Source organism: Methylorubrum populi, from assembly GCF_002355515.1.
GTDB lineage: Bacteria > Pseudomonadota > Alphaproteobacteria > Rhizobiales > Beijerinckiaceae > Methylobacterium > Methylobacterium populi_A.
On record NZ_AP014809.1, the window covers coordinates 3,057,043 to 3,077,849 of the forward strand.

The 20,807-nt window shown below is 71.9% G+C and carries 18 protein-coding genes; 7 read left to right on the forward strand and 11 right to left on the reverse strand.

Going from position 1 to position 20,807, the window contains the following annotated elements; genetic code table 11:
- Positions 1–16 precede the first annotated feature (16 nt).
- On the reverse strand, positions 17–610 hold the full coding sequence (locus tag MPPM_RS14000; protein ID WP_096485550.1) for an Nmad2 family putative nucleotide modification protein: 594 nt from the start codon (positions 608–610) through the stop codon (positions 17–19).
- A gap of 7 nt (positions 611–617) precedes the next feature.
- The gene (locus MPPM_RS14005) at positions 618–1,130 is read right to left on the reverse strand and encodes a hypothetical protein (protein WP_096485551.1); all 513 of its coding nucleotides are present in this window, start codon (positions 1,128–1,130) and stop codon (positions 618–620) included.
- Positions 1,131–1,340: 210 nt separating this feature from the next.
- Between MPPM_RS14005 and MPPM_RS14010 the strand changes: the two genes are divergently transcribed.
- From MPPM_RS14010 to MPPM_RS14030, 5 genes are all read left to right on the forward strand, one after another.
- Positions 1,341–2,489, forward strand: coding sequence for a nucleoside triphosphate pyrophosphohydrolase family protein (locus MPPM_RS14010; protein WP_096485552.1), 1,149 nt, complete (start codon positions 1,341–1,343; stop codon positions 2,487–2,489).
- Positions 2,486–3,154: a uracil-DNA glycosylase gene (locus tag MPPM_RS14015; RefSeq protein ID WP_096485553.1), complete on the forward strand. Its 669-nt coding sequence runs from the start codon at positions 2,486–2,488 to the stop codon at positions 3,152–3,154. Before MPPM_RS14010 ends, MPPM_RS14015 begins: the two co-directional genes overlap by 4 nt.
- Positions 3,155–3,561: 407 nt before the next feature.
- Positions 3,562–4,734 (forward strand): SIR2 family protein, encoded by a 1,173-nt coding sequence (locus MPPM_RS14020; protein WP_244573312.1) that lies wholly within the window; start codon positions 3,562–3,564, stop codon positions 4,732–4,734.
- Positions 4,734–5,264 (forward strand): hypothetical protein, encoded by a 531-nt coding sequence (locus tag MPPM_RS14025; RefSeq protein WP_012454467.1) that lies wholly within the window; start codon positions 4,734–4,736, stop codon positions 5,262–5,264. Before MPPM_RS14020 ends, MPPM_RS14025 begins: the two co-directional genes overlap by 1 nt.
- Entirely contained in the window at positions 5,261–7,324 is a 2,064-nt protein-coding gene (locus tag MPPM_RS14030; protein WP_096485554.1) for an AAA family ATPase, read from the forward strand. Before MPPM_RS14025 ends, MPPM_RS14030 begins: the two co-directional genes overlap by 4 nt.
- A 279-nt stretch (positions 7,325–7,603) precedes the next feature.
- Here MPPM_RS14030 and MPPM_RS14035 read toward each other — a convergent pair whose 3' ends face one another.
- From MPPM_RS14035 to MPPM_RS14065, 7 genes are all read right to left on the reverse strand, one after another.
- Positions 7,604–8,581 carry a 3'-5' exonuclease gene (locus tag MPPM_RS14035; protein ID WP_012454469.1) on the reverse strand — a complete coding sequence of 326 codons (978 nt, stop codon included), beginning with the start codon at positions 8,579–8,581 and terminating at the stop codon, positions 7,604–7,606.
- Between the two features lie 119 nt (positions 8,582–8,700).
- Entirely contained in the window at positions 8,701–9,687 is a 987-nt protein-coding gene (locus tag MPPM_RS14040) for a metallophosphoesterase family protein (protein ID WP_012454470.1), read from the reverse strand.
- Positions 9,688–9,758: 71 nt separating this feature from the next.
- Positions 9,759–11,546 (reverse strand): AAA family ATPase, encoded by a 1,788-nt coding sequence (locus MPPM_RS28910; RefSeq protein WP_244573313.1) that lies wholly within the window; start codon positions 11,544–11,546, stop codon positions 9,759–9,761.
- A gap of 35 nt (positions 11,547–11,581) precedes the next feature.
- A complete protein-coding gene (locus MPPM_RS14050; protein WP_096485555.1) occupies positions 11,582–11,869 on the reverse strand; it encodes a hypothetical protein in 288 nt (95 codons plus the stop codon).
- Positions 11,870–11,912: 43 nt separating this feature from the next.
- Positions 11,913–12,686 carry a metallophosphoesterase gene (locus tag MPPM_RS14055; RefSeq protein ID WP_096485556.1) on the reverse strand — a complete coding sequence of 258 codons (774 nt, stop codon included), beginning with the start codon at positions 12,684–12,686 and terminating at the stop codon, positions 11,913–11,915.
- 75 nt (positions 12,687–12,761) lie between these two features.
- Positions 12,762–13,232, reverse strand: coding sequence for a hypothetical protein (locus tag MPPM_RS14060; protein WP_157914194.1), 471 nt, complete (start codon positions 13,230–13,232; stop codon positions 12,762–12,764).
- Between the two features lie 45 nt (positions 13,233–13,277).
- The gene (locus MPPM_RS14065; RefSeq protein WP_096485558.1) at positions 13,278–14,351 is read right to left on the reverse strand and encodes a hypothetical protein; all 1,074 of its coding nucleotides are present in this window, start codon (positions 14,349–14,351) and stop codon (positions 13,278–13,280) included.
- A 223-nt stretch (positions 14,352–14,574) separates the two neighbouring features.
- Between MPPM_RS14065 and MPPM_RS28915 the strand changes: the two genes are divergently transcribed.
- A complete protein-coding gene (locus MPPM_RS28915; protein ID WP_244573314.1) occupies positions 14,575–14,808 on the forward strand; it encodes a helix-turn-helix domain-containing protein in 234 nt (77 codons plus the stop codon).
- 338 nt (positions 14,809–15,146) lie between these two features.
- Here the strand turns inward: MPPM_RS28915 and MPPM_RS14075 are convergent, their stop codons facing one another.
- Together MPPM_RS14075 and MPPM_RS14080 are read right to left on the reverse strand one after the other, a co-directional pair.
- Positions 15,147–16,667 (reverse strand): sensor domain-containing diguanylate cyclase, encoded by a 1,521-nt coding sequence (locus tag MPPM_RS14075; protein ID WP_096485560.1) that lies wholly within the window; start codon positions 16,665–16,667, stop codon positions 15,147–15,149.
- Between the two features lie 182 nt (positions 16,668–16,849).
- Entirely contained in the window at positions 16,850–17,968 is a 1,119-nt protein-coding gene (locus MPPM_RS14080) for an acyltransferase family protein (protein ID WP_096485561.1), read from the reverse strand.
- 553 nt (positions 17,969–18,521) lie between these two features.
- On the opposite strand from MPPM_RS14080, the gene MPPM_RS14085 reads away from it, so the two are divergent.
- Entirely contained in the window at positions 18,522–18,761 is a 240-nt protein-coding gene (locus MPPM_RS14085; RefSeq protein WP_012454478.1) for a hypothetical protein, read from the forward strand.
- The last annotated feature ends 2,046 nt before the right edge of the window (positions 18,762–20,807 follow it).

Genomic DNA, 20,807 nt, shown 5'->3' on the forward strand with positions numbered 1-20,807 from the left:
GCGCCGCGGCTCGCTGTCAGGCGGGCCAGTTCGCCGGCCGTCCCAGGAAGCCGCGGCCCGGCATGCCGCGAAGCCATGCCACGAAAGCGTCCACCCGGTCGGGTGCGAACTGGTTCCGGTGACCTTGCGTGCTGTGGACGAGATCCCGCAGTTCCTGGGGAACGCGTGGGCCCGATCCGCCCCAGTAGGCATACTCACGCCCGAGTAGAACCCTGTCCGTCCGCCCGGTGTCGCGCACCAGGTTCGGCAGGCTCGTGACGCCCCCGGGCTCGCTGTGGAAGGAATCGGCCTGGACGAAGGTTCCGTCCGCGCACCGACGGTAGATGTTGTCGCCGTAGATCTGCATGCGACTGCCGGACATCACCGGCCGCTTCACTTCGAAGCGCTTGTCGGACCAGTATTGATCAAAGGTGAGGACCTCGTCGACCTGCATCCAATAGATGATCCGGTCCTTGAGCCCGTTCGGGATCGACCCCGTTCCGACCACGTAGTCACCCAGGCTCGCGTGCTGCCGGATCAACGGCTTGCAGGCGCTCAGCGTGCAGACCCGGTGGAAGGGATTGGGCGCGAACCCGAGGTCGTGGTCGATCACGTAGGAGTGGACGCGCACGCCAACCTCAGCACTTATTCCGCTTGGTCGGGCGCTCCGCCCGCGGCTGGGCATCGGGCTTCAGCCATCCGGGGCCCGCGTCCTGCCGCGCAATGGCGCCGCGGAGGCGGCCCGCATCCCAGGTCACCGTGTCCCCGCCGTAATCCTCGAAGGCGCGCGGGAGCGTCTCGTGCCGCGTTCCGGGAGGCCAGATCCCGACGACACGGCAGCCGCGGGCGGCAGCACCCTGCATCACGCGTTCGAGCGCCTCGTCCGCGAGGCACTCGGGCGACAGCACAAGCACGCCCACCTCCTCGCCTGACGGCACGGCGTCCTCGGCGGCGGCATCATCGTCCGTCGGTACCGGCGCGTCAGCCTCCGGCGCCTCGGGGTCCTCCTCTCCATCCGGGTCGTCCTCCCCGCCGGCGGGGTCGTCGCCGACCTCCTCGTCCACGAGTTCGCAGCCCGCCTCCGCCAAAAGCTTGAGCAAGGCCTCGCGCGTCTCATCGTCGACGGAACCGAGTACGTGGACCTGCGGCATGTGCGGCGTCTCCCCGGGGCCGGCTTTCCGACGCGTACCGCGCCTCGGAGCCCGGCAGCGTCAAGCTGAGGTGGTCAACCCCGGCGAAAATAGCAAGGGTTAAGCCCCGCGCATGGCGTGCCTGGTCGCCGGCGCCCTGGACTGCCCCCCCGAAAGGCTCGACGATGCCAACCTTAGGCTCTTTGAGCATCGCAGGAGGGGAGAGGGGAGATGGATACGGCGCCGCTTAGCCTCAACGCGTACCAGGCCGGGGCGACCCGCACGGATCGGACGCGGGGGAAGGGATCGGGTCTCGACCTGGCCGTCCTCGGGCTCTTCGGGGAGGCCGGCAGCCTGCTGAGCGAGACCAAGAAGAAGCAGCGCGACGCACGCTCCTATCTCGGCTACGAGGCGAGCGTCGTCGAGGAGATGGGTGACGCGCTCTGGTACCTGGCCGTGATCGCCGATCACGCCGGCCTCCGCCTGGGCGAGCTCGCCGGCGGCCCTCTTGCCGGCCCGGACCCGACGTTCGCCCAGTTGCAGCCGCAGCGGGCTTTGCCGCTGCATGTTCCGACCGTGGCCTTCGAGCACACCCTGCTGCAGCTGGCCGGGGCGGTCGGCCGGCTGGCCGCCCTGGGGGCGCGGGGCGACCTCGCCGAAAACCCGGACCTCGCGGAGCGCCTCTCCGCCGTCTTCGGTCTTCTCGTCGCGGCCGCGAACGAGGCCGGCATCACCCTGGAGCAGGCGGCCGCGCGCAACCTCGCGAAGGCCGACGACCGCTGGCCGGCCAGGCGCGTGGCCCCGCCGCTGTTCGACGAGGGCTTCCCGGCCGAGGAACGCCTGCCCCGCTCGCTGACCGTCGACATCTTCGAGCGGACCGGCGGCAACGACCGGCGTTACGTGGTGCAGCGATGCAACGGCATCTTCATCGGCGACCGCCTGACCGACAACATCATGACGCCGGACGACTACCGGTTCCACGACGCCTTCCACTATGCCTACGCGGCCGTCCTCGGCTGGTCGCCCGTGACGCGCGCGCTGTTCCGCCTGAAGAGGAAGAGCGAGGCCCGCGTCGACGAAGGGCAGGATGGCGCGCGCGCGATCCTGATCGAGGAGGGGGTGGCGACCTTCGTGTTCGGGGAGGCGAAGCAGCTCGGCTTCTTCGAGGGGCAGCGCCCGGGCGACCTGGGCTTCGCCTTCCTGAAGGCGGTCCGGCAGTTCGTGCGCGGCTACGAGGCCGAGGCCTGTCCCCTTTGGCTCTGGGAAGAAGCCATCCTCGCCGGTAACGAAGCCTTTCGCTTCTTGCGGGAGAAGCGGCGCGGGCGCCTCACGCTCGACCTCGTCGAGCGCAGGATGCTGGTCGAGGACCTACCGACATGACACCTGGGGCCTTCATCGATGCCCTGGCGGCGCTGCGCTTCCGGGACGCCTTCAACCCCTACGCCGAGGCCTGCCCGGACCACGACGGGGCCGGCGCCCCGCAGATCCGGCGGGAGAACCTGCGCCTCGTCCTGGAGGCGGCCCTCGCCGGGGGCGTCGACTCGGTCTGGATCGCGCGCGACCTCGGGTATCGCGGCGGGCGGCGCACCGGCCTGGCGCTCACGGACGAGGCCCACCTCTCCGCCCATGCCGGCCTCTTCGGGCAGTTGCCGCTCGCGCGGGCCACCCGGGGACCCGCGATGGCCGAGCGCACCGCGACGGTGATCTGGCAGGTCCTCCGGGACCTGCGGCGCCCGGTCTTCCTCTGGAACGTCTTCCCGCTCCACCCGCATGCGGCCGGCGACCCGCTGTCCAACCGCTGCCACACCCGTCCCGAACGGCAGGCGTCCCGCCACCTCCTCGAATGGCTGGTCGCGGAGCTGCGGCCCCGGACCCTGGTCGCTATCGGGAGGGACGCCGAGGCGGCCCTGGCGGAGCTGGGCATGGCGGCCGCGCGGGTCCGCCACCCCAGCTACGGCGGCCAAGGCGAATTCATCACCCGGATGGGCGAGCTGTACGGCTTGCCCGCCAAGGACCGGCGCGAGGTGCAGCTGACGCTGCCTTGAGGTGACGGTCGCCGGGCCGTGCCGGGAGAGGCCGTGCGGGCCCACGCGTCGGCCCCGCCTGCCGGACCCGTCCGCCGCCCCGAGCGGGGTGCCTGGCCTGAAACCCGGCCGCCCGGGCGATTGCGCGCGGGCGAGGCCGGCGTGACATGCCGGCCCGACGCGCTTCGGGCCGCGGCGAGCGCAGCGGCTAGCGTGACTTTACGTTGGGTTTATCTCGGTCTATCGCCATCGCGAAGGTTCGCGCGGCGAAGGGGGGCGGGTTGGACGCGGCGGTTCGTGCGCGATTGCTCGCCTCCATGGAGGCGGGGCGCCTCGTCATACTCTGCGGTGCCGGCCTGTCGATGGCGCCGCCGAGCTCCCTACCGTCGGCATGGTCCGTGGCCGCCAGTTGCTACGACCGGTACGTCATGAGCATCGACCCCGCGTGCCCGCCGGCGTTGCGCGGCGACCTGGAAGCCTTGGCGGAGATCTTCGCGACGGACGACACCCTCGGCTCGGTCTTCATCGAGGCCCTCGTTCCCTGGGAGAGCTTCGTCAGGCCGCCGAACGCCGGCCACGCGGCGGTGGCGGATTTCCTGATCACGCGCATGGCCGCCGGCGCCGTCTCGGCGAACTACGACAACCTGATCGAGCGCCGCGCGCAGGATTACGGGTTCGACCTCGCCGCCTCGCTCGACGGCGACGAGGCCACCGTGCGGGCCCGCATGCACGCGCCCTTGCTCAAGTTCCATGGCTGCTCGGTGCGCGAGCGGCGCGCCACGGTCTGGACGGCCTCGCAACTCACCGGGGACGGCGTGATCGCCGCGCGCATCGCCAAGACCAAGACCTGGATGGCGGCGAACCTGCGCGAGAAGGACCTGCTCGTCGTCGGCTTCTGGTCGGACTGGTCTTACCTCAATGCCGTTCTTGCCGAGGCGATGACGGGCGTCGCGCCGCTGTCGGTGACCTTGGTCGACCTCGCGGGCGAGGACGTCCTGCAGGCCAAGGCCCCCGAGCTCTGGACGTTGGCCAATTCGGGGAACGTCCGCTTCGCGCATGTCAGGCGCTCGGGGGCCGAGGTCCTGGACGAACTGCGCAGGGCGTTCTCCCAAGGGTACCTCCGCAAGGTGCTGCACGCCGGACGCGCCGCGTTGGAGCGGGAAACGGGGGCGGCGTGCGAGCCGACCTGGCTCGATCCGCCCGACCTGGGCAGCGAGGACCTCTACGGCCTTCGCCGGGACGCCGAGGGGGTGCCGGCCACCGCCGCCGCGACCTTGCGCAACCCCGGCCCCTCCGAGGTCTTGGGCTACGCGCACCTGTTGCTGCGCCGTGCCGGCGCCGTCCAGACCTCCGTCGGCTATGATCTCGCCGGCCGCCGGGTCAGGGTCGTGAACGGTTCGGGTACGCTGCTCCAGACGACGCAGGACCGGTTCAGGGAGACACCGTTCGAGGTCGCCGACGTCGTGGTCTGCGCCGGCGCCGTCGACGTCGGCCTGCCGGTGAACCTCGTGCGGGAGGGGCGCCCGGGCGACATCATCCGGCCGGGCGCTTCGGCGGCGTGGCTCGACCTTCCCGCGGCACGCCAGGAGCTCGGTGTGTGATGGACATCGCGACCCAATCCGAGGTGCTGCTCCGCTCGGCCGGCTACGAGACTTGGACCTGGCCGGGCGGCAGCGTGCCGGTCGTCTGCTTCGAGAATGCGTCCGTCGCCGGCTTCCTGCACGTCTTCGGGAGCGGCGAGAGCCTGCTCGCCGACTGGCGGCAGGTCCAGCAGGCCACGCTCGGCCGACATGCGGCCTCGCTGCGGTCCGCGGGCGCCAAGGCCTGGAACGTCTACGCCTTGTTCCTGGCCGGCGGTGCCGAACCCGGCCTCGCGCGGCAGATCGAGCGGATCGAGGAGAACTTCTCCATGACCCGCAAGATCGCGCGCGGCGACCTGCGCACGGCGGCCGACCTGCGAAGGACGTTGTTGCCCCTCCTGCCGGTTCTCAGCGCGCCCGTGATCGGCGGCGCCGACTACCGCGCCCGTCTGCGGTCGCGGTTGAGCGACGTTCCGGACGCCGCGGTGGCCGCCTTCCTGGGCGCCGCGAGCGCTTCCGACGTGGCGCGCATCCTGGTGGATGCGCCATGAGGCTCGACTACCTCGAACTGTGCGGCTTCCGGGGCTTCCGGGAGCGCCAACGCGTGGATTTCGGCCCCGGCTTTACCGTCATCTGCGGACGCAACGGCGTCGGGAAGAGCACGCTGTGCGACGCGGTCGAGTTCGCGCTCACGGGCCAGATCGACAAGTACCTCGTCGACAAGGCGGCCAGGGAGAGCCTCGACGACTATGTCTGGTGGCGCGGCGAGGGGCAGCCGGAGGCGCACTTCGTCACGGTGGGGTTCCGTGCCGATGACGGGAGCGGCTTTGCCGTGACGCGCTCGCGCGAGACCGGCGCCGACCGGGACGCGGCCCGCATCGAGGCACTGCTCTGCGTCCCGGGCGCGAAGCCCGAGCGGGCGCTGCAGCAGGTCTGCAGGACCTCCATCATCCGCGACGAATGGATCGCGGCGCTCAGCCTCGACCTGACGGAAACGCAGCGCTTCGAGCTCGTGCGGGCGGCGCTGGGCGCCATCGAAGGCCCGGATTACGCCGCCAAGGCGCGCGAGGTCATGTCCTCCGCCGAGGGCGCGCACAATACGGCCGCGCACGCCTACGAGGAGGCGCGCGCGCGCCTGACGGCGGCGTTGACCGATCTGGAGGAGACCCGGGACGTCGCCCTGCAGGCCGGCGACATCGCCGCCGCCCTGTCCAGCCTGGACGGACTGACGCCGGCCGGCGGCCAGGACTTGGGCAGCCGGGTCGCGGCGGCGCGGCAGGCGCTGGCCCGCCGCCGGCTGAGCCTCGGCGAGATGGGTGGGGTCGCGGACGAGGTTCGCGCGGTGACCGCGCTGCGCGACACGGTCGCCGGCCCCGATTTCCGCGCGGGCCGGGACGCGGCGGCGGTGGCGGCGGCCGAGGCCGAGGCCGCGGTCCGGGCGGCCCGCCACGCGCTGGAGGCTGCCGAGGCGCGCCTTCACAAGGAGCAGGAGACCGACGCGCTCGCCGCGTCGCTGGCCATCCTGGTCGACCATGGCAGCCGGGTCGGGCTTCATGACGACCGCTGCCCGCTCTGTCGCGCGCCGCAAGGCGCCTCCGAATTCGAGACGGGGCTCGCGGCTGCGCGCGAGCGGCTCGCCGCCCGGCGCTCGGGGGTGCCGGAGGCGCGCGCCGAACTCGCGGCGGCCCGGACCCGGCACGAGGCCGCGGCCGAGATCCTGCGGGAGACCGAGGCGGCGGTCCTCCGGTTCGCGTCCGCCGAGGCCGAGCTGTCGGCCCGCGAAGAGGCGCTGTCGGCCGAGCTCGTGCGACGCTCGCTGGACGGGAAGCTCGCGCACGACGCCGGCGCCCTCGACGCGGCCGTGCAGGCCGAACGGAGCCGGTTGATCGACCTGGAGCGGAGCATCCTCACCTTGGAAGCCTCGCAGGCGGTGGAACGCGTGACGGACCTAGAAGCGCATCTCGAAGCGCTCCGGGTGGAAGCCGACGCCGCGGCGGACCGGCTCGCGCGGGCCCGCGCGGCCGTGACCGCCGCCCGGACGCTGGACCGTACCGTCCGCAGGACGAATGCCGAGATCATCGACGAGCGCCTCGCGGTCATCAGCCCGCTGCTGAACGAGCTGTATCAACGGCTCCGCCCGCACTCCGAGTGGCGCACCATCGATTACGGCATACGCGGCGACGTGAAGCGCTTCCTGAGCTTGAGGGTCGGCAACGGGCTGAACCCGCAATTCGTGTTCAGCAGCGGGCAGAGGCGTGCGGCCGGCCTGGCCTTCCTCCTCTCCGTTCACCTGTCCCGACCGTGGTGCACCTGGCGGACGCTCATGCTCGACGACCCGGTCCAGCACATCGACGATTTCCGGGCCCTGCACCTCGTCGAGGTGCTCTCAGCCCTGCAGCGATCGGGCCGGCAGATCGTCTGTGCCGTCGAGGATCCGTCGCTGGCTGAGTTGCTGTGCCGGCGCCTGATCAGCGAGCCCACGTCGCCCGGCCGGCGTCACGACCTGGATCTGGTTTCCGGGGGCGGGGCCTCGATCACCCGCTCGACGGATATCGCACCGGCAATGGCCGGCGTGCTCGGGAGGACCAGGGACCTGAGTGCGGCCGGCTGAAACGGCGCGGGTATCCGCCGGCGTCGCGGCCCATCCGGCCGGGGCAAGTGTCCCACCCGCGATAGACGCGCCCGTACCCTCGACGACGGAAGGCTGCGCGCGTGCGACGGCCGTGCTCGCCGCGACCCATCGGCGATGGGGACGTCCGTCGGGACAGGCCGGCGGTGCCAGCGCTCCCCACGGCGGCGGCCCGGTCCCAGTCGTTGGCCCCGCCGACCAAGCCCTCGTCGCCGGCGAGCCCGTCCCGGTCGTGCGCGGGAGCGTCCAGGCCGGCCGACCTCAGCCCGCCACGGCGGGCCAAGCCTGCGGCGGCCGGGAGACGAAGGCGGACCGGGATTCGGTCGCCCGCCGCCATGCGTCCACGAAGGCACCGAGGTGCGGGCGCGCCGCCCGTTCGGACTCCAGGTACCGGATCAGGCCGTCGATGGCAGCGTCGTGGGCCTCCGGGCCGGTCCTTCCGGTGAGGTGCGCCCAGCGCAGGTACAGCACGAAGAGGTTCAGGCAGTCGGTCTCGCAATAGGCCCGCACGCGCCCGATCTCGCCGCGGGCGATCATGGCGGCGACCTGCGAGCCGTGCTCGCCCAGCTTCCCGGGCAGGGCCAGGAGCCCGGCGGCCTCCTCCAGGGTCAGCCGCGCGCAGGCCCCGAACTCGGCCAGGACCTCCATCAGGTCCGCGTGCCAGTCTACGGCGTAGCGGTGGCCGTAGCCGTCCCACTTGGTCCCCCTCCTGTACCAGGAGGGCACCGCGATACCGTGCATCAACGAGCGCAGCAGGAGCGTGGGGAGGTCGAAGCTGCGGCCGTTCCAGGTGACGACCCTGTAGCGGCCGGCCGCGAAGAACTTCCAGAAGGCCCGCAGCAGGCGCTCCTCATCCCATCCAGGCTCGCCCCCGCTCCGGCACGACCGGATCTGGTATGCCTCGGTTCCGGTCGCCGCGTCGCGGGCGATGGCTGCCTCGACGAAGGAGACCGCGACCACCTTGTGCCAGGCCGCCTTCGGAAATTTCTCGGACGGCCAATCCGACGGAACCTGCTCCTCGTCGGGCACCGTCTCGATATCGAGGACGAGCAACGCCTGGTGGAGGCCGGCCGGCTCCGCGACGCCGGTCCGCGCCTCCGGCCGGTCCGGACGGTGTCTCTGAGGCGCCGCGGGGGCGTGGCCGTCGAGCAACGTCGCGCCCGCGGCGAGGCGGGCCGCGCCGCCCGGCGCCTGGAGTCCGGGGCGCGCGGTCACGTTCGCGATGGCGTTGAGGGACATGTCGAGACCTTTCCGGGTTCGCGCCGCGGCGGGCTGCGGGAGGCGGGGCTCAAAGGGGCTTCCCGTGGTCCGCGGCAGCCCTCGCAGGCTCGCTGGGCGGAAAACGGAGGGGAGAGGGTTCAGACGCAGACGACGAGCGCCGGGTCGAAAGCCCGGTTGCCCTGCCTCCGCCATGGATTGGCCAGCACCCGGGTCCTTCCGATGTGATAGTCCGCCGCCGCCGGCACGCGGCCGTGGACCCAGAGCGCCGGCGCGCCCCATGCCCGGAGGACGTCCTCCAGGTCGGACGCGAAGGTCGTGGCCTCCCACTCCTCGCACTGCCACTCCGGCCAGCCCGGATGCAGCGAACGCGCCGACGGCGCGTGGTGGGTCAGGACCACGGCCCGGTCGCCGGGACGCACCCCGGCGGCCAGCGATGATGGCGGGACCGAGATGCCGTTGGACTGGATAACGACGCTCGTGAGGAAGTCCTCGATGTAGGCGCGTGACCGGGCATGGGCACCGGCCGCGTCGTACGGGCCCCAGGTCCGGTCGCGCTCCGCCAAAATGTTGTCGCCGCCCCGCCACATGTTGCGCGCGCGCGCCCGCGCGCCGCCGGCGTATGCCGCACCGCCGAGCGCCCAGTCGGTCCAGAGCGTCGCCCCCACAACGTGGACGGCAGCCCCCCGCCCGTCGTCGAGCCGGACGGCCTCATCCATCAGCACGGTGATCCCGAGTTCACGCCCCCTCTCGCGCCCGAGCCGCAGGGTCTCGTGCGGAGGCAAGCCGCCGCGGTACTCGCTGATCCCCGGCACCAGCACCACGGGTCGGCCGGCCCTCCGGTCGCCGAGCGCCCCGGCGAGCCACTCGACCGCGGCCACCAGCCCCTCGGAGATCCCGCCGGCGACCAGCAGGGCGTCATGGTCCGGAAGCGGATCCGGCAGGGCGAACGCGCCGTCGCGGACGGCGAGGTCGGACATGATCCAGAGCCGCATCCCCTCCGACCGGGCGGGAAGCAGGGGGGTCCGCGCGTTGGAGGCCGCGGTCGCGTCCAGGCTGCGGCGGGCGCGCCCGGGCCGGAAGACCGGGGGCAGGACATACGGTTCGGGCAGGATGCGGCCTGACAATGTCCGGGGTTCTCCGTCGCGAAGCGGCGGGCAGGGGCGCCGGCCGCGCTGTGGGGTGGGGCGAGTGGCGGTCAGTGCCTGACGGCCGCCTGCTCCCGGTGGCGCAGCAAGACGTCCAGCATCCGGCGGAGGCGGCGCACCGAACCGCCCCGCCACGCCCTGCGGAGGACCCTCACCTCCTCGCCCGTCAGCCCCTGGACCCAGCGCGGGTCGGTCCCGCGCTCGGCCGCGGCCTGGGCGAGCAGGGCGGGGAGCAGCGCCTCAAGATGCTCGGGACCTGGATGCGGGAACTCGATCCGCCTCAGCCTGTCGAGCAGGGGCGCCGGCAAGTTCCAGTCCACGTTCGCCGTCGCCACCACGGAGACCCAGGAGAGGTCGAGCTCCGCCTGCACGCAGGGGTCGGGGAACCGTGCGGCGGTCTCGGGCTCTAGGAAGGAAATCATGCCATCCCAGAGCCGTCCGTAGTCGCTGCGGGTCGGTGCCTTGTCCACCTCGTCCACCAGGACGAGGGGGTTGGCTTGCAGGAACCGGTTCACCGCCATGAACGGTCGCGCCGGCTCGGCGGAGTACCACCGCCGCTCCGTGCCGCCGAAGCTCGCCCCGGCGTCGTTCGAGCCGTCGACCCGGAAGACCCCGGTCCCGAGCTCCTCGCCCAACCGGCGGACGAAGCGCGACTTCCCGCTGCCGGGCGGGCCCACGATGAGGAGGTGGCCGAGGCGGACGAACGGCTTGCCCACCAGATCGCATAGGACGAAATCGACGGCCCCGCCCGCCTGGGGGAACTCGTAGAGCAGCCGGCGCCGGACGCGCACGAGATCGGGCGTCGGGACCAACGGGAGGGGCTTGGCGATGGACTTCTCGTACCCCTTGGTCACGTCGCGGCCCTTGCCGGAGCCGGTGGCGCCGATGGCCGGACAGACCAGGACGTGTCCCTCGGGCACGCCCGCGTCGGGCTCGTCCGCCGGCGCGGGCGCGGCGCTCCCGGGCATTTCGGCGGTCTTGCGCGCGGCGGCCAGCTCGGCGCGCCTGCGCTCGGCGGCGCGGGCGCGCCGCTCGACGGGTCCGAGCGCCGCCTCGCCGAACCGGAGCGCCGCGCTCCCGATCCCCTCGGTGCCGTAGTAGCGCTCGGTCTCGCCGACGGCGAGCGCGGACAGGCCGAGCGCCAGGGCGCGGGCCTGCACCCGCAGGTCCGCGATGGCCGCGTCGATGGCCTCGACCCACGCCCGGCGCAGAACCTCGGCCCGGGCGTCCTCGGGCACGGGCAAGGGCAGGAGTCCGTGCCGGCCCGCCTCGGCCGAGACGAAGCTGTCGTCGTCGTCGTCGAACTCCTCCGCCATGTCGAGGAGCCGGAGGATCGCCGCGCTCTCGTCGATGCGCGGCAGCTCCCGCCACATCGAGGCGGCCAAGCGCGCCGCGGCCGACCGGTCGGCGGGCGAGGCGGTCAACACGAGGACCGCGTCCGCGATCTCCCGGACCGTGACGGAGTCGTGGGCGGCCGCGAACCCGTCGAGGAGGCCGACGAGCGTGCGGGCCTCCGCGGGATGGACCTCTGACGGCCGCTCCTCGCGGCCGTCAGAGCGCAACCTCAGGACGCGCCTGAGCAGGGCCCTGGGGCCCCGCGGCGCCGTCCCGGCGGCCATCTCCGGAAGGTCGTCGTGGATGTCCCGCGCCGGTCCTTGCGCGATCCAGGCCAGGACCGCCTCGCCGAGGCCGGCGTCGACGGCCCCCGCGTCGCGCGCCAGCATCACCGGCACCCGACCGTACAAGCCGTCGGGATCTAGGCCCGCACGCAGGATGCGCGGCAGGTGGCGCAGGACGATCCTGCGCGCGAGGCTCGGGGGTACGACAGGACCGGTCAAAGGAAATTCGTCCTCCATCTTCGTGGTCCGACGCGTCAGGCTTCGCCGCGCTGGCCGAGGCGCAGCCAGCCCTCCTCCGTCAGCGCCCATCCGAGGTTCGGGTCGAGCGCCCACATCCGGCCCGTCAGCACGGCGCTCCCGTCGATCACGCCGACGATGGCGGGAAGCGGCTGCGAGGCGGGCACCCAGCCCTCGACGAGGGGGGCCCACGCGAGCTCCCTGCGGATCGGCGACGCCCCCGCGACGACCCGCTCCAGGCGGCCGAGCAGCGTGCGCAGGGCGGCGACCTGCTCGTGCAGGTCGGCCGGAAGGTAGGCGGTCATCCAAGTCCCCCGTTTGCCGCGACGCCCGATGCGGGAGGCGTCCTCACGCGCCGACCTCCACCACGAGATCCGCGCGGAAGGCCGGGTTCTCGGAGCCGTACCCGCGGGGGTTGCAGATCACCCGTGTGGCGGCGTGCACGTAGTCGAGGCTGGCGTGGACGTGACCGTGAACCCAGAGGGCGGGGCGCCGGTCCTCGATCATCGGCCCGAGATCGGAGACGAAGGCCGGGTTCAGCGGGTCGCCGGCGAAGGCCGGCGCGACGGAGGCCGGTGCCGGGCCGTGGTGCGTGACCACCACCTGGGGCAACCCGCCGGGGGTCTCCCGGAGGACGGCGTCCAGGAAGGCGCGCGAGGCCTCGTGCAGGCCGAGCGCCTCCTCCGGGCGGAAGGGCCGCCGCGCGTGGCCCCAGCGGATGCGCCGGTGGTCGTTGAGGCCACGGCCGGCGGCGTCCATCGCCGCCCGCCGCCGTTCAAGGCCATCGAGCGCATAGTCGGTCCAGAGGGTGGCCCCGCAGAACCGGACGCCGCCGAGCGTGACCGCCTCGTCCTCCAGCAGGTGAATGCCGGCGGCTTGCGCGGCGGCACGGCCCAGCGCGAGTTCCTCGCCGTGGATGCGGCGGTAAAACTCGTGGTTGCCGGCGACCATCACGACCGGCATGTGGCGTCCGAGCGCTTCGGCCGCCCAGTCCACCGCGGCGCCCAGCCCCTCGCAGACGTCGCCAGCGACGACCACCACGTCGGCTTCGGGGATACGGGCCGGGTTCCACGGTGGCCCTCCCACTCCTTGGTGGAGGTCCGACAGGATCCAGATGCGCATGGGTGCCGTCCTTGGGCGATTGGGATGCGGGGCAGGGGTTCTCGGTCGGCGCCGGGGCGAACCGGTCCCGGTCGGTCACGGCCGCGGCGTCGGCGGGACGCGCGGCACCCAGGCCGCCCACCGCGCGGCGAGTTCGACCAGGTGACGCTCGTCCGGACGTCGGCGCGCCAATCGCCTCAGCGCGCTTGCGAGGACGACCGGGGCGGTTCGATCACCGCACAAGGCACGCAGCAGCAGGGCGCTCGCGACGGTGTCGGCCGCCGGTCCGCTCACCCCTTCCAGGCGCAGGACCGTGAGCGCGATGCGCGTGGTCGCGACCGGATCGCCCCGGAGCGCGGCGTCCCAGCGTCGCCGGGCGCAAGGGGGTTCGACCGCGCGCAACACCATGAGGAGCGAGCGCGCCGTCGCGGGACCGAGGGACTGCGGCGGCACGACCCGCCACAGCCTGAGCATCGGGCGCGCGCGCCTCAGCGCGGCGTTGGCGGCGGGCGGGCACGCGGGAGCGGCCGGGCAGGCGTCGCGGCGCCCGGAAGCGGGTCGGGACATGTCAGGCTATCTCCATGGCGTCGGGATGGGCGGGAGGGCGCGCGCTCACTGGAGCCCCGCCGCCGGCGTCGCCTCTGCCGGTGTCCCCAGGCGATAGAGGCGCGACAGCGTCCGCGCCCAAGTTCTTCCGTCCGTGGCGAAGACGTCCGAGGTGAGGGTGGGGCGCCCGGAAGCGATGGTCGGGTGGCCGAAGGAGACGCCGGCAAGCACCCGCGTCCGGCCGCTCAGAAAACTCCAGGATTCCATGAGCGGCGCCCGCGCCATCTCCTCCGGAGCCGGTCCGCCTTGCTCCAGCGCCTCCAGCGCGTCGGCCAGGTCGCGCAGCCGGTCGCAGAGCCGCCGCTCGTCGGGGGTGACGGGCATCTCGGGATCGAGGCCGAGCGCGCGGGCGAACCGCCCGCTGTCGAGGGAAGCGACGAAGGGATCCTGGGCGGCCACCTCGATGGCGGCGAGAAGGAGCATGCCCTGGCGCACCGTTCCGGCCAGCGGATGGCCCGCCGCGACGGCGTGCGTCTCGGATCGCGTCGGCGCGGGCAGGGCAACGGGCAGGAACCGGCAGCCGTCACCGGCGCCGGCGCGGCGGAGGAGGGGGCGCATCGTCTGTTCGAAGCGCGTGGCGTCCGGGCCTCCTCCGGCCCGTCCGGCCCCGAGCAGCCAGACCGGGGCGGCGGATCCGGGCTCCGGCCCCACGCCGGAAGCCTGATCCGCCGCCGCCCGTCCCGAGATCACCTGTTCCCCGCACTGGCCGAGGGCGAAGGCCGCGAGGCGCTCCTCCATGGCGCCCGGACCGACAACGACCACCGACAAGGCCGCCGCCTCGCGCAAGCTGCGGTAGGGGAGCCAGGAGAGCGGAAGGTCCAGGACGACGTCCCGCGCCGTCGCCCGCGCCTGCCTGATCAGATCCTCCGGATCGTCGAAGGTGACGAGGTCGCCGGGTTCGGCCTCGACGACGCACAGGGCCTCTGGCATCGTCTCCGGGATCCGGGCAAGGCCCTGTCCCCGCTCGGTGATCCTCAGCAACGTGGCGGGCCGTGCGGCGGTCGTCAGGGCGTGGGCCGCCGCGAGGGCGGCATGGGTCGCGGCCGAACGGCCATCGGCCCCGTAGAAGGCGTAGAGCATGGAGCAGTCCCATCCCGAGAGAGCGGAGCGGGCCACGGATGCCGGCGATGGAGTGGGACCACGCGCGGACGGGCGAGCTCAAACAACGAGATGTAACTATACCACGGGTGTAATATTTTATCACGAGCAAAGCAAGCCGCCGCTCGACTTATCCTCAGCCAACGTCGAAGCGCTGGAGCCCGGCGCCCCCCTTCCGGGCGTTGTGTGCCAAGCGGCTCGCGAGTTGCTCGGCCTGACGCAGCTTGAGTTCTCGAAACTCTCGGACGTGAGCAAGAAGACCATAAATGACTTCGAGAACCAGAAGGTGGAGCCCCGAAGCCGCGTGGTCCGCGCCTTGCGCGAAGCCCTGGAGAACCGTGGGGCGCGCTTCTACCGAAGCGGAGAAGCGATTGGCGTTCTGGTCAGCAGGCCGCACGTGAAGCGCGATGACGCGGAGGAGGGCACCGGGCGAGGCTAAACAGCTTGGTTCCGCGAAGGGATCTTGCCTCTACATGAGGGTACGTTTCTACCGGCATCGGCTTGCGGCGGTCGAGCAACAGGGCTGGACGTCACGGGATGGCTCGCATCCAGCCGTTGCCCACGGTTCCCCAGGGAAGCGGTTGTCAACCGTCGGACCTGGAGAACCAGGCTCGGCGCCCTGGCAAGACCGTCGCTTCCAAGATGCGGCCTCGCCCCGCTCAAGCCAGCCCCCCGCTATGGCGGGCGCCTGAGGTCGAGAACGACCCACCCGAGGATCGCTGCCGTGAGGGTTGCGATCACGGGCATCGCGACGCCATCGTGCCCCGGCCGAGCGTCTCAGGCGCCGACCAGACGAAACTGCGGCTCGCCGGCTGACCTGCCCGTTAGGGGCGATGCGCAGCGGGTCTGGTTCCGGCCGCATGCCTTGGCTTCGTAGAGGGCGGCATCGGCCAAGCCGTAGAGGTCGGCGTCGGTTATCCCCGTCGCCAGCCCGATGCTGACCGTGACGGCGCCTGGCGCGATGCCGGCCGAGGCGATTGCCAGTCCCGACACCTGGGCGTGCACCCTCTCGGCGACGCGCCGCGCGCCCGCAGCGTCGGTGTTCGGCAAGAGCAGCACGAACTCCTCGCCGCCGACCCGACAGGCGAGGTCGCCGGGCCGGGGCACGGCAGCCTTGAGGCAGCCGGCCAAGCCCTTGAGCACCTCGTCACCCACAGCGTGGCCGTAACGGTCGTTGTAGCGCTTGAAATGGTCGGCATCGACGACGAGCAGCGACAGCGGGTTGCCCGTGCGTCGGGCGTCCTCGCAGGCCCGGGCGAGGACCTGCTCGAACCGGCGGCGGTTCGCAAGGCCGGTCAGCGCGTCGGTGCGCGAGAGGCGGGCCATCTCGGCGTGCATCTCCGCGCGGCGGCGGAGCTCGCGGCCGAACAGCAGCGACAGCGTGACCGTCAGCCCGCACAGCACGAGTACGACGGCGGCGATACCGAGCGCCTTCGTCCGCCATGCGGCCTCGACCTCGGCGGTGGCGACGGCGACGTTGAGGACGAGGGGTAGGTCGCCGACCCGCGTGAAGGCGTAATGGCGCTCGACGCCGTCCCGGACCGAGGTGCCGACGAAGGCGCCGCCGCCCTCGCGCACGAATCGGTCGAAGTTCCGGGTGCCGGCGATGTTCACGCCGATGTCGGCCTCGACGTAGGGATGGCGCACGACGCGCGTGCCGTCCCGCATGTAGAGGTTGATCGCACCCTCATGACCGAGGCTGATCCGGTCGAACAGCCGGGTGAAGTACGACAGCTTGAGCGTACCAAGCGCAACGCCGCCGAACGAGCCATCGGGGTTGGCGATGCGGCGGCTGAACGGCAGCATGCGCTCCCCGGTCAGGCGCGAGATCAGCGGTCGGCCGATATGGAGGCCGACGTCCGAGCGCGCCTTGTGGACCTGGAAGTAGTCGCGGTCGGCGTAATTGCCCTTGCGCGGAGGGACGGCGCCCGCATCGGCCGCGACGTCACCGTCGGCGTCGATGACCAGCATGACCCCGAGGTCCTTGGCGGTGGCGGCCCGGTCGAACAGGATGAGTTGGCGCAGCTTGGGGCCGGCCCCCGCCGCCTCGGGCGCACGCAGGTTCTCGACCGCCGCCTGAAGGGACAGGTCGATGAGCTCGACGTTGCGGGCGATGTCACGCTCGATGACCTGCAGTAGGTTCTTCGAGGTTTGCTCGGCCTTGTCCCAGGCGTCACGGCGCACCTCCAGCAGCAGGAGCCCTGACGTGACCAGCATGCCGACGGGCGCCAGCACGCTGAGCGCGACCCAGTTGCGGCCGGACCGGAGGATGCGCGGGAGGCGCCGAGGCAGGATCATCGCGCGGCGTTCCCCGGCTGCGTTGTCGTCGCTTCGATCCTGACACGGCGAGACCTAACGGGTCTTTGCGAGTGCGGAAGGGTTGTCCGGCCCGCCCACGCCCGACGGACCGGCTCGCCGAGGCAATCGGCCGCGCGAGCCTCGACCTGCTCGTCACCGACGAGCCGCCCCCCGGTCCTGCGCTAACCGCGAGCCTGACGTTCGATCACCCGGTTGCCGGTCAGCGGCGTCGTGAGCGCTGCCTCACCGCCCCTTGTACCCGCGAGATGAAGGACGCGGGGACGGCGAAATAGGAAGTCGAGCCAGGTGCCGCGGATGAGCCGCTCGAAGAGAAGAGGCAGTACGACGGCGACGCTCATCACGGCGAGCGAGGCCAACCCGACATCCTCGACCACGCCCGTCTTCACGATCAGGCTGCGGCAGGCGGCCATTGGCAGGAAGAAGGCAAGATAGATCACGATGGAGCGCTTCCCGCAGGTACGCAGCGCCCCCGTCACGACGCCGCCCGCTTCGGCCAGCAAGCTGGCAAGTGCGACAATCGCCAGCGCGCCCGCGAATCCGGCCGCGAGACCCACCCCCGGCAGGCTCGCGAGGGTCGGGTGGTCCGGGATGCCCGACGGCGTGAAGGCGAGCCAGCCCTCGGCCAACGCCCAGGCCCCAAGGCTTGCAAGCGCCAGCCGCCGGTAGCGCCGCACGGCATCGGAGAAGGCAAAGATCTGGTTGGCCAGGAGGTAGCCGCCGACGAAGTAGACGTAGCGGGCGCAGAACTCCTCAACGAGGTAGGAGGAGGTTTGGACCGGCATGATCTGCAACAGCGCGGCTGTCCCGAGAAGCGCCGGGCCAGGCAAAGGCCGCAGCAACTTCGTCACGATCGAGAACACGGCGAGGAGATAGATGAACCACAGCGTCGAGTAGGGCTCGACGAGGGCGAGGGCAAGGTGAGCCAGGAAGGCCGGGATGCCCCCATCCCCGACGACGGTCTCGTACTTCACCGCCGACTGAAGCAGCAGCCAGAGCAGGTAGAAGTAGGCGAAGTGGATTATGCGCCGGTCGGCGAAGCGGCGCCAGTCACGGTCCAGCACCCGTCCGACGAACAGACCCGAGAGCAGGAAGAAGTCCGGGATCCGGAACGGCTTGGCGAAGGCGACGACCGGGTGCAGGAAGCCCTCCCCACCCATCGCCTCGCCGGTGCCGAGGGTCGAGTGCATCATCACCACGAGCAAGATGCAGATGCCCTTTGCCACGTCGACCCAGGCGTATCGGAGCTCCTCCTCCGCTTGAGTTCTCGCCCGCCCGCCCACGATCCGTCCCCGTATTCCAGCCCGGGGCCGAGTTTCGCCGGAGCCGGTTAAGCGAGCGGCAGCACCGGCACGCGACCGTCCATGATGGACAACGGAACTTGAACGAAGCCGCGGCCGCGGTACCAGCGCACGTTCGCCGATGCGCCGACCAGACCCCCCGGACGAACTGCCCTGCGTCCCGTGGCGCGTTGCGAAGCCGCGTCGAACCCGTTCCGGCGCGCTCCAGCGGTGTCCACGGCTTGCGCCCGAGGCCGCCCGGAGGCGGCACAACTTCAACCGATACGGGCCGGGAAAGCGCAGCCGGGGTTGCCGCCGGCGCCCGGCGTGGTGTCATCGCACCGCTCTCCCGCGCCACCGTCACCAGGCCGGTCGGGCAAACGCGCGCTCGGCCACCGGGACATCGTACCTCGCTCCGGCACGCTCAACGTCTCACGCCATACGGTCGCCCGCCACGGACGGCCGTCAATCCCAGATCCCGAGCAACCGTACTTTCTACGGTGTGTGCCGGCCTGGCTGCGTTCCATATAGGCCGCTCGCGGAGTGGGGGCTGACGTTGGGCGAAGACCGGCCGGACGAGTATCACGTCTACCTGAGACACGACGACGTCATCTATTTCCTGGCGGCGGACGGGACGTTCGTGCCGGACCTCGAAGGCGGTCGCGCTTTCGAGAGGATCGAGGACGCGTTCGAGGTGATCAACGCCATGACGGATGGGCGCGATCTCCCGAGGGAGCATGAACCCGGAGTGGTTCGGAACGCGCACCGCTTCTACGGGCCACGCGCCCGAGGCTGAGGGCAGGCGAACCCGCGCGCAGCAGGGAGGGGGAGACCTGACCGGCATTTGGACCGGGCGGACCGAGGCTACCGCGTGGCGGCGGTTCTGGGTGGCCGACAGGCGACATCCGGGAAGCACACGGGTGCGGGCAGGAGGTCGTCCAAGGACGAGGGCGCCGAGCCCGTACCAGCGGCCCGCCACGTGTCGCACGCTGAGCGCCCCCCGGGCCGAGACATCGTCAGCGCAGGCCGATCCTGAAGCAGGCGACCCGCCTGAAGCGCAGGCTGAACTGCCTGAGCAGTCTGTACGGCAGCAGGACCGTGTTAACCGCCGGGCGCCGGATAAAGGCCCCGGGCAGACTGACCTGCGCTGTCGCCACCATGCGGCCGCCGAGCCTAACACATAAGCACGGCGCAACAGCCCCTTGCGGCGCCTCATCCACAGGAAGAAGCGCTCGGCGGATGTGCCGCCATGGACGCGGCTGCTATAATAAGCGTTCTGCAACTCCTCACAGCTCGGCCCGGCTCGGATCTCCGTGCGGGAACAAGGTCGCGCGCGGAACCGGCGTGCCTGGCCGAGCCGGATCGTGACACCATGGCCGCGGAATGGCCCCTCAAGGATTAAGCGACCAATCCTTGAAGGTCCATTCATCCCGCCCGGACGCGGGCGTGGCCCGGCCGATGGCAAGCAAAGGAAAAGAGGTTCAATCCTTTCACCAGCTCAGACACAGTCAATCCTTGACGCATGACAACGGTCGAGCGGAAAGACCGGGGAAACTTGGAACATCACCTTCGGCGTCCGAACCTGCGATACTTTGGCCAGCGTATTTTGCTGTTGACGGACCGGCCCCGCGTCTGGAATCGATACGCGCGGCACAAGCCACATCAGGAGGAGATCGGGACATGACCGCATCGAACTGCCGCGCCTGCTCGCGCGAGCCGCCGCAGGCGGGCTGAGGCACGCGGTCCTGCCAGACCGCGCGCCTCGTCAGAGCCATCCCCCCTTCAGGGCCATCACGCTCACGACAGCGCCCTAAGGGATATCCAGGATCGACGTCGGCCGGCTTCGCCGGCCGGGGGTCCCGTGCGCTCCTCGCATATCGATCGCACAGTCGATTCCGGGCCGCAAGCCCGCTTCGCGCCCCCGTCGGTCCATCACCGACCCGCAACGGCACGTCCGGCTCGCCGGACGCGTGCCCGTGTGGGACCGCTATGGAGCGCGATGATGACCAGCCGCACCGAAGGGCAAGGCCCCTCCACCGAAGCCCCGGACGGAAATCCCCGACCCCACCAACTCGATCTTCCGTTCGACCCGACGTCCGGCCGGCCGGGGGTCCCGCGGGACCGGGAGCTCGACACGGCGGGCCCGAACAGGCGCGGCCCGAACGAGCTTGATGCGCCGGTGCGCGCAGGATCCGACGCTCCGGAAGGGCCGGACGACCGTGACCCATCCCTCGACGCGGGACCGTGCCGGGGAGTGGGTCCCGGTGAGCGGGACACGATCTACGTCGACCGTCACATCACCCGGCTGGGCGTGCGGGTCCACGGCCGGACCTACTCGTCTCCTGCCGTCCAGGCGGCCCGGATGGCCGGTGAGCGCCGGGTTCGCGTGGCCGTCGACGCAGCTGACCCACGTTGGATCTTCGCGTTGGTCCGCGGCGCCTGGCACCGCGTGCCGTGCGGGGATGCTCCCGCAGGAAAGGCCCCCCTCCGCGGCGGACCACGGGCCGCGGCGAGACCGGACGCGGCAAATCGGGCGTTGCCTTCGGCCGGGACGACCAACGTGATCGACCTTGAGGCCGCGCGGCGGAAACGTTCCGCCGCGTCCGAGCCGTCTCCTGCCGGCTCCCGGTGACGGCTTGGCGCTCGCGGCGGCGATGCCTGTACGCCGTGCAGCGAGGCAGGCACCTCGGGCCGGGGAGCCGCGGCTTTGGCCGGCCTGATCGCCGGGACCGCACCGGCTCCTCGGACCCGGCTCGCCGTCCGTCGCCGGTCGCCGCGCACCGTTCGCGGGCGGATCCGGCATAGCGGGCAGGCGCTCGGAAGCCGGGGCGGAGACCGGATC

Bases quoted from the DNA above. Each gene is read 5' to 3' on its own strand.
- MPPM_RS14005 (WP_096485551.1), bottom strand. From the start codon at position 1,130: ATGCCGCAGGTCCACGTACTCGGTTCCGTCGACGATGAGACGCGCGAG.
- MPPM_RS14010 (WP_096485552.1), top strand. From the start codon at position 1,341: ATGGATACGGCGCCGCTTAGCCTCAACGCGTACCAGGCCGGGGCGACC.
- MPPM_RS14015 (WP_096485553.1), top strand. From the start codon at position 2,486: ATGACACCTGGGGCCTTCATCGATGCCCTGGCGGCGCTGCGCTTCCGG.
- MPPM_RS14020 (WP_244573312.1), top strand. From the start codon at position 3,562: ATGAGCATCGACCCCGCGTGCCCGCCGGCGTTGCGCGGCGACCTGGAA.
- MPPM_RS14025 (WP_012454467.1), top strand. From the start codon at position 4,734: ATGGACATCGCGACCCAATCCGAGGTGCTGCTCCGCTCGGCCGGCTAC.
- MPPM_RS14030 (WP_096485554.1), top strand. From the start codon at position 5,261: ATGAGGCTCGACTACCTCGAACTGTGCGGCTTCCGGGGCTTCCGGGAG.
- MPPM_RS14035 (WP_012454469.1), bottom strand. From the start codon at position 8,581: ATGTCCCTCAACGCCATCGCGAACGTGACCGCGCGCCCCGGACTCCAG.
- MPPM_RS14050 (WP_096485555.1), bottom strand. From the start codon at position 11,869: ATGACCGCCTACCTTCCGGCCGACCTGCACGAGCAGGTCGCCGCCCTG.
- MPPM_RS14055 (WP_096485556.1), bottom strand. From the start codon at position 12,686: ATGCGCATCTGGATCCTGTCGGACCTCCACCAAGGAGTGGGAGGGCCA.
- MPPM_RS14060 (WP_157914194.1), bottom strand. From the start codon at position 13,232: ATGTCCCGACCCGCTTCCGGGCGCCGCGACGCCTGCCCGGCCGCTCCC.
- MPPM_RS14065 (WP_096485558.1), bottom strand. From the start codon at position 14,351: ATGCTCTACGCCTTCTACGGGGCCGATGGCCGTTCGGCCGCGACCCAT.
- MPPM_RS14075 (WP_096485560.1), bottom strand. From the start codon at position 16,667: ATGATCCTGCCTCGGCGCCTCCCGCGCATCCTCCGGTCCGGCCGCAAC.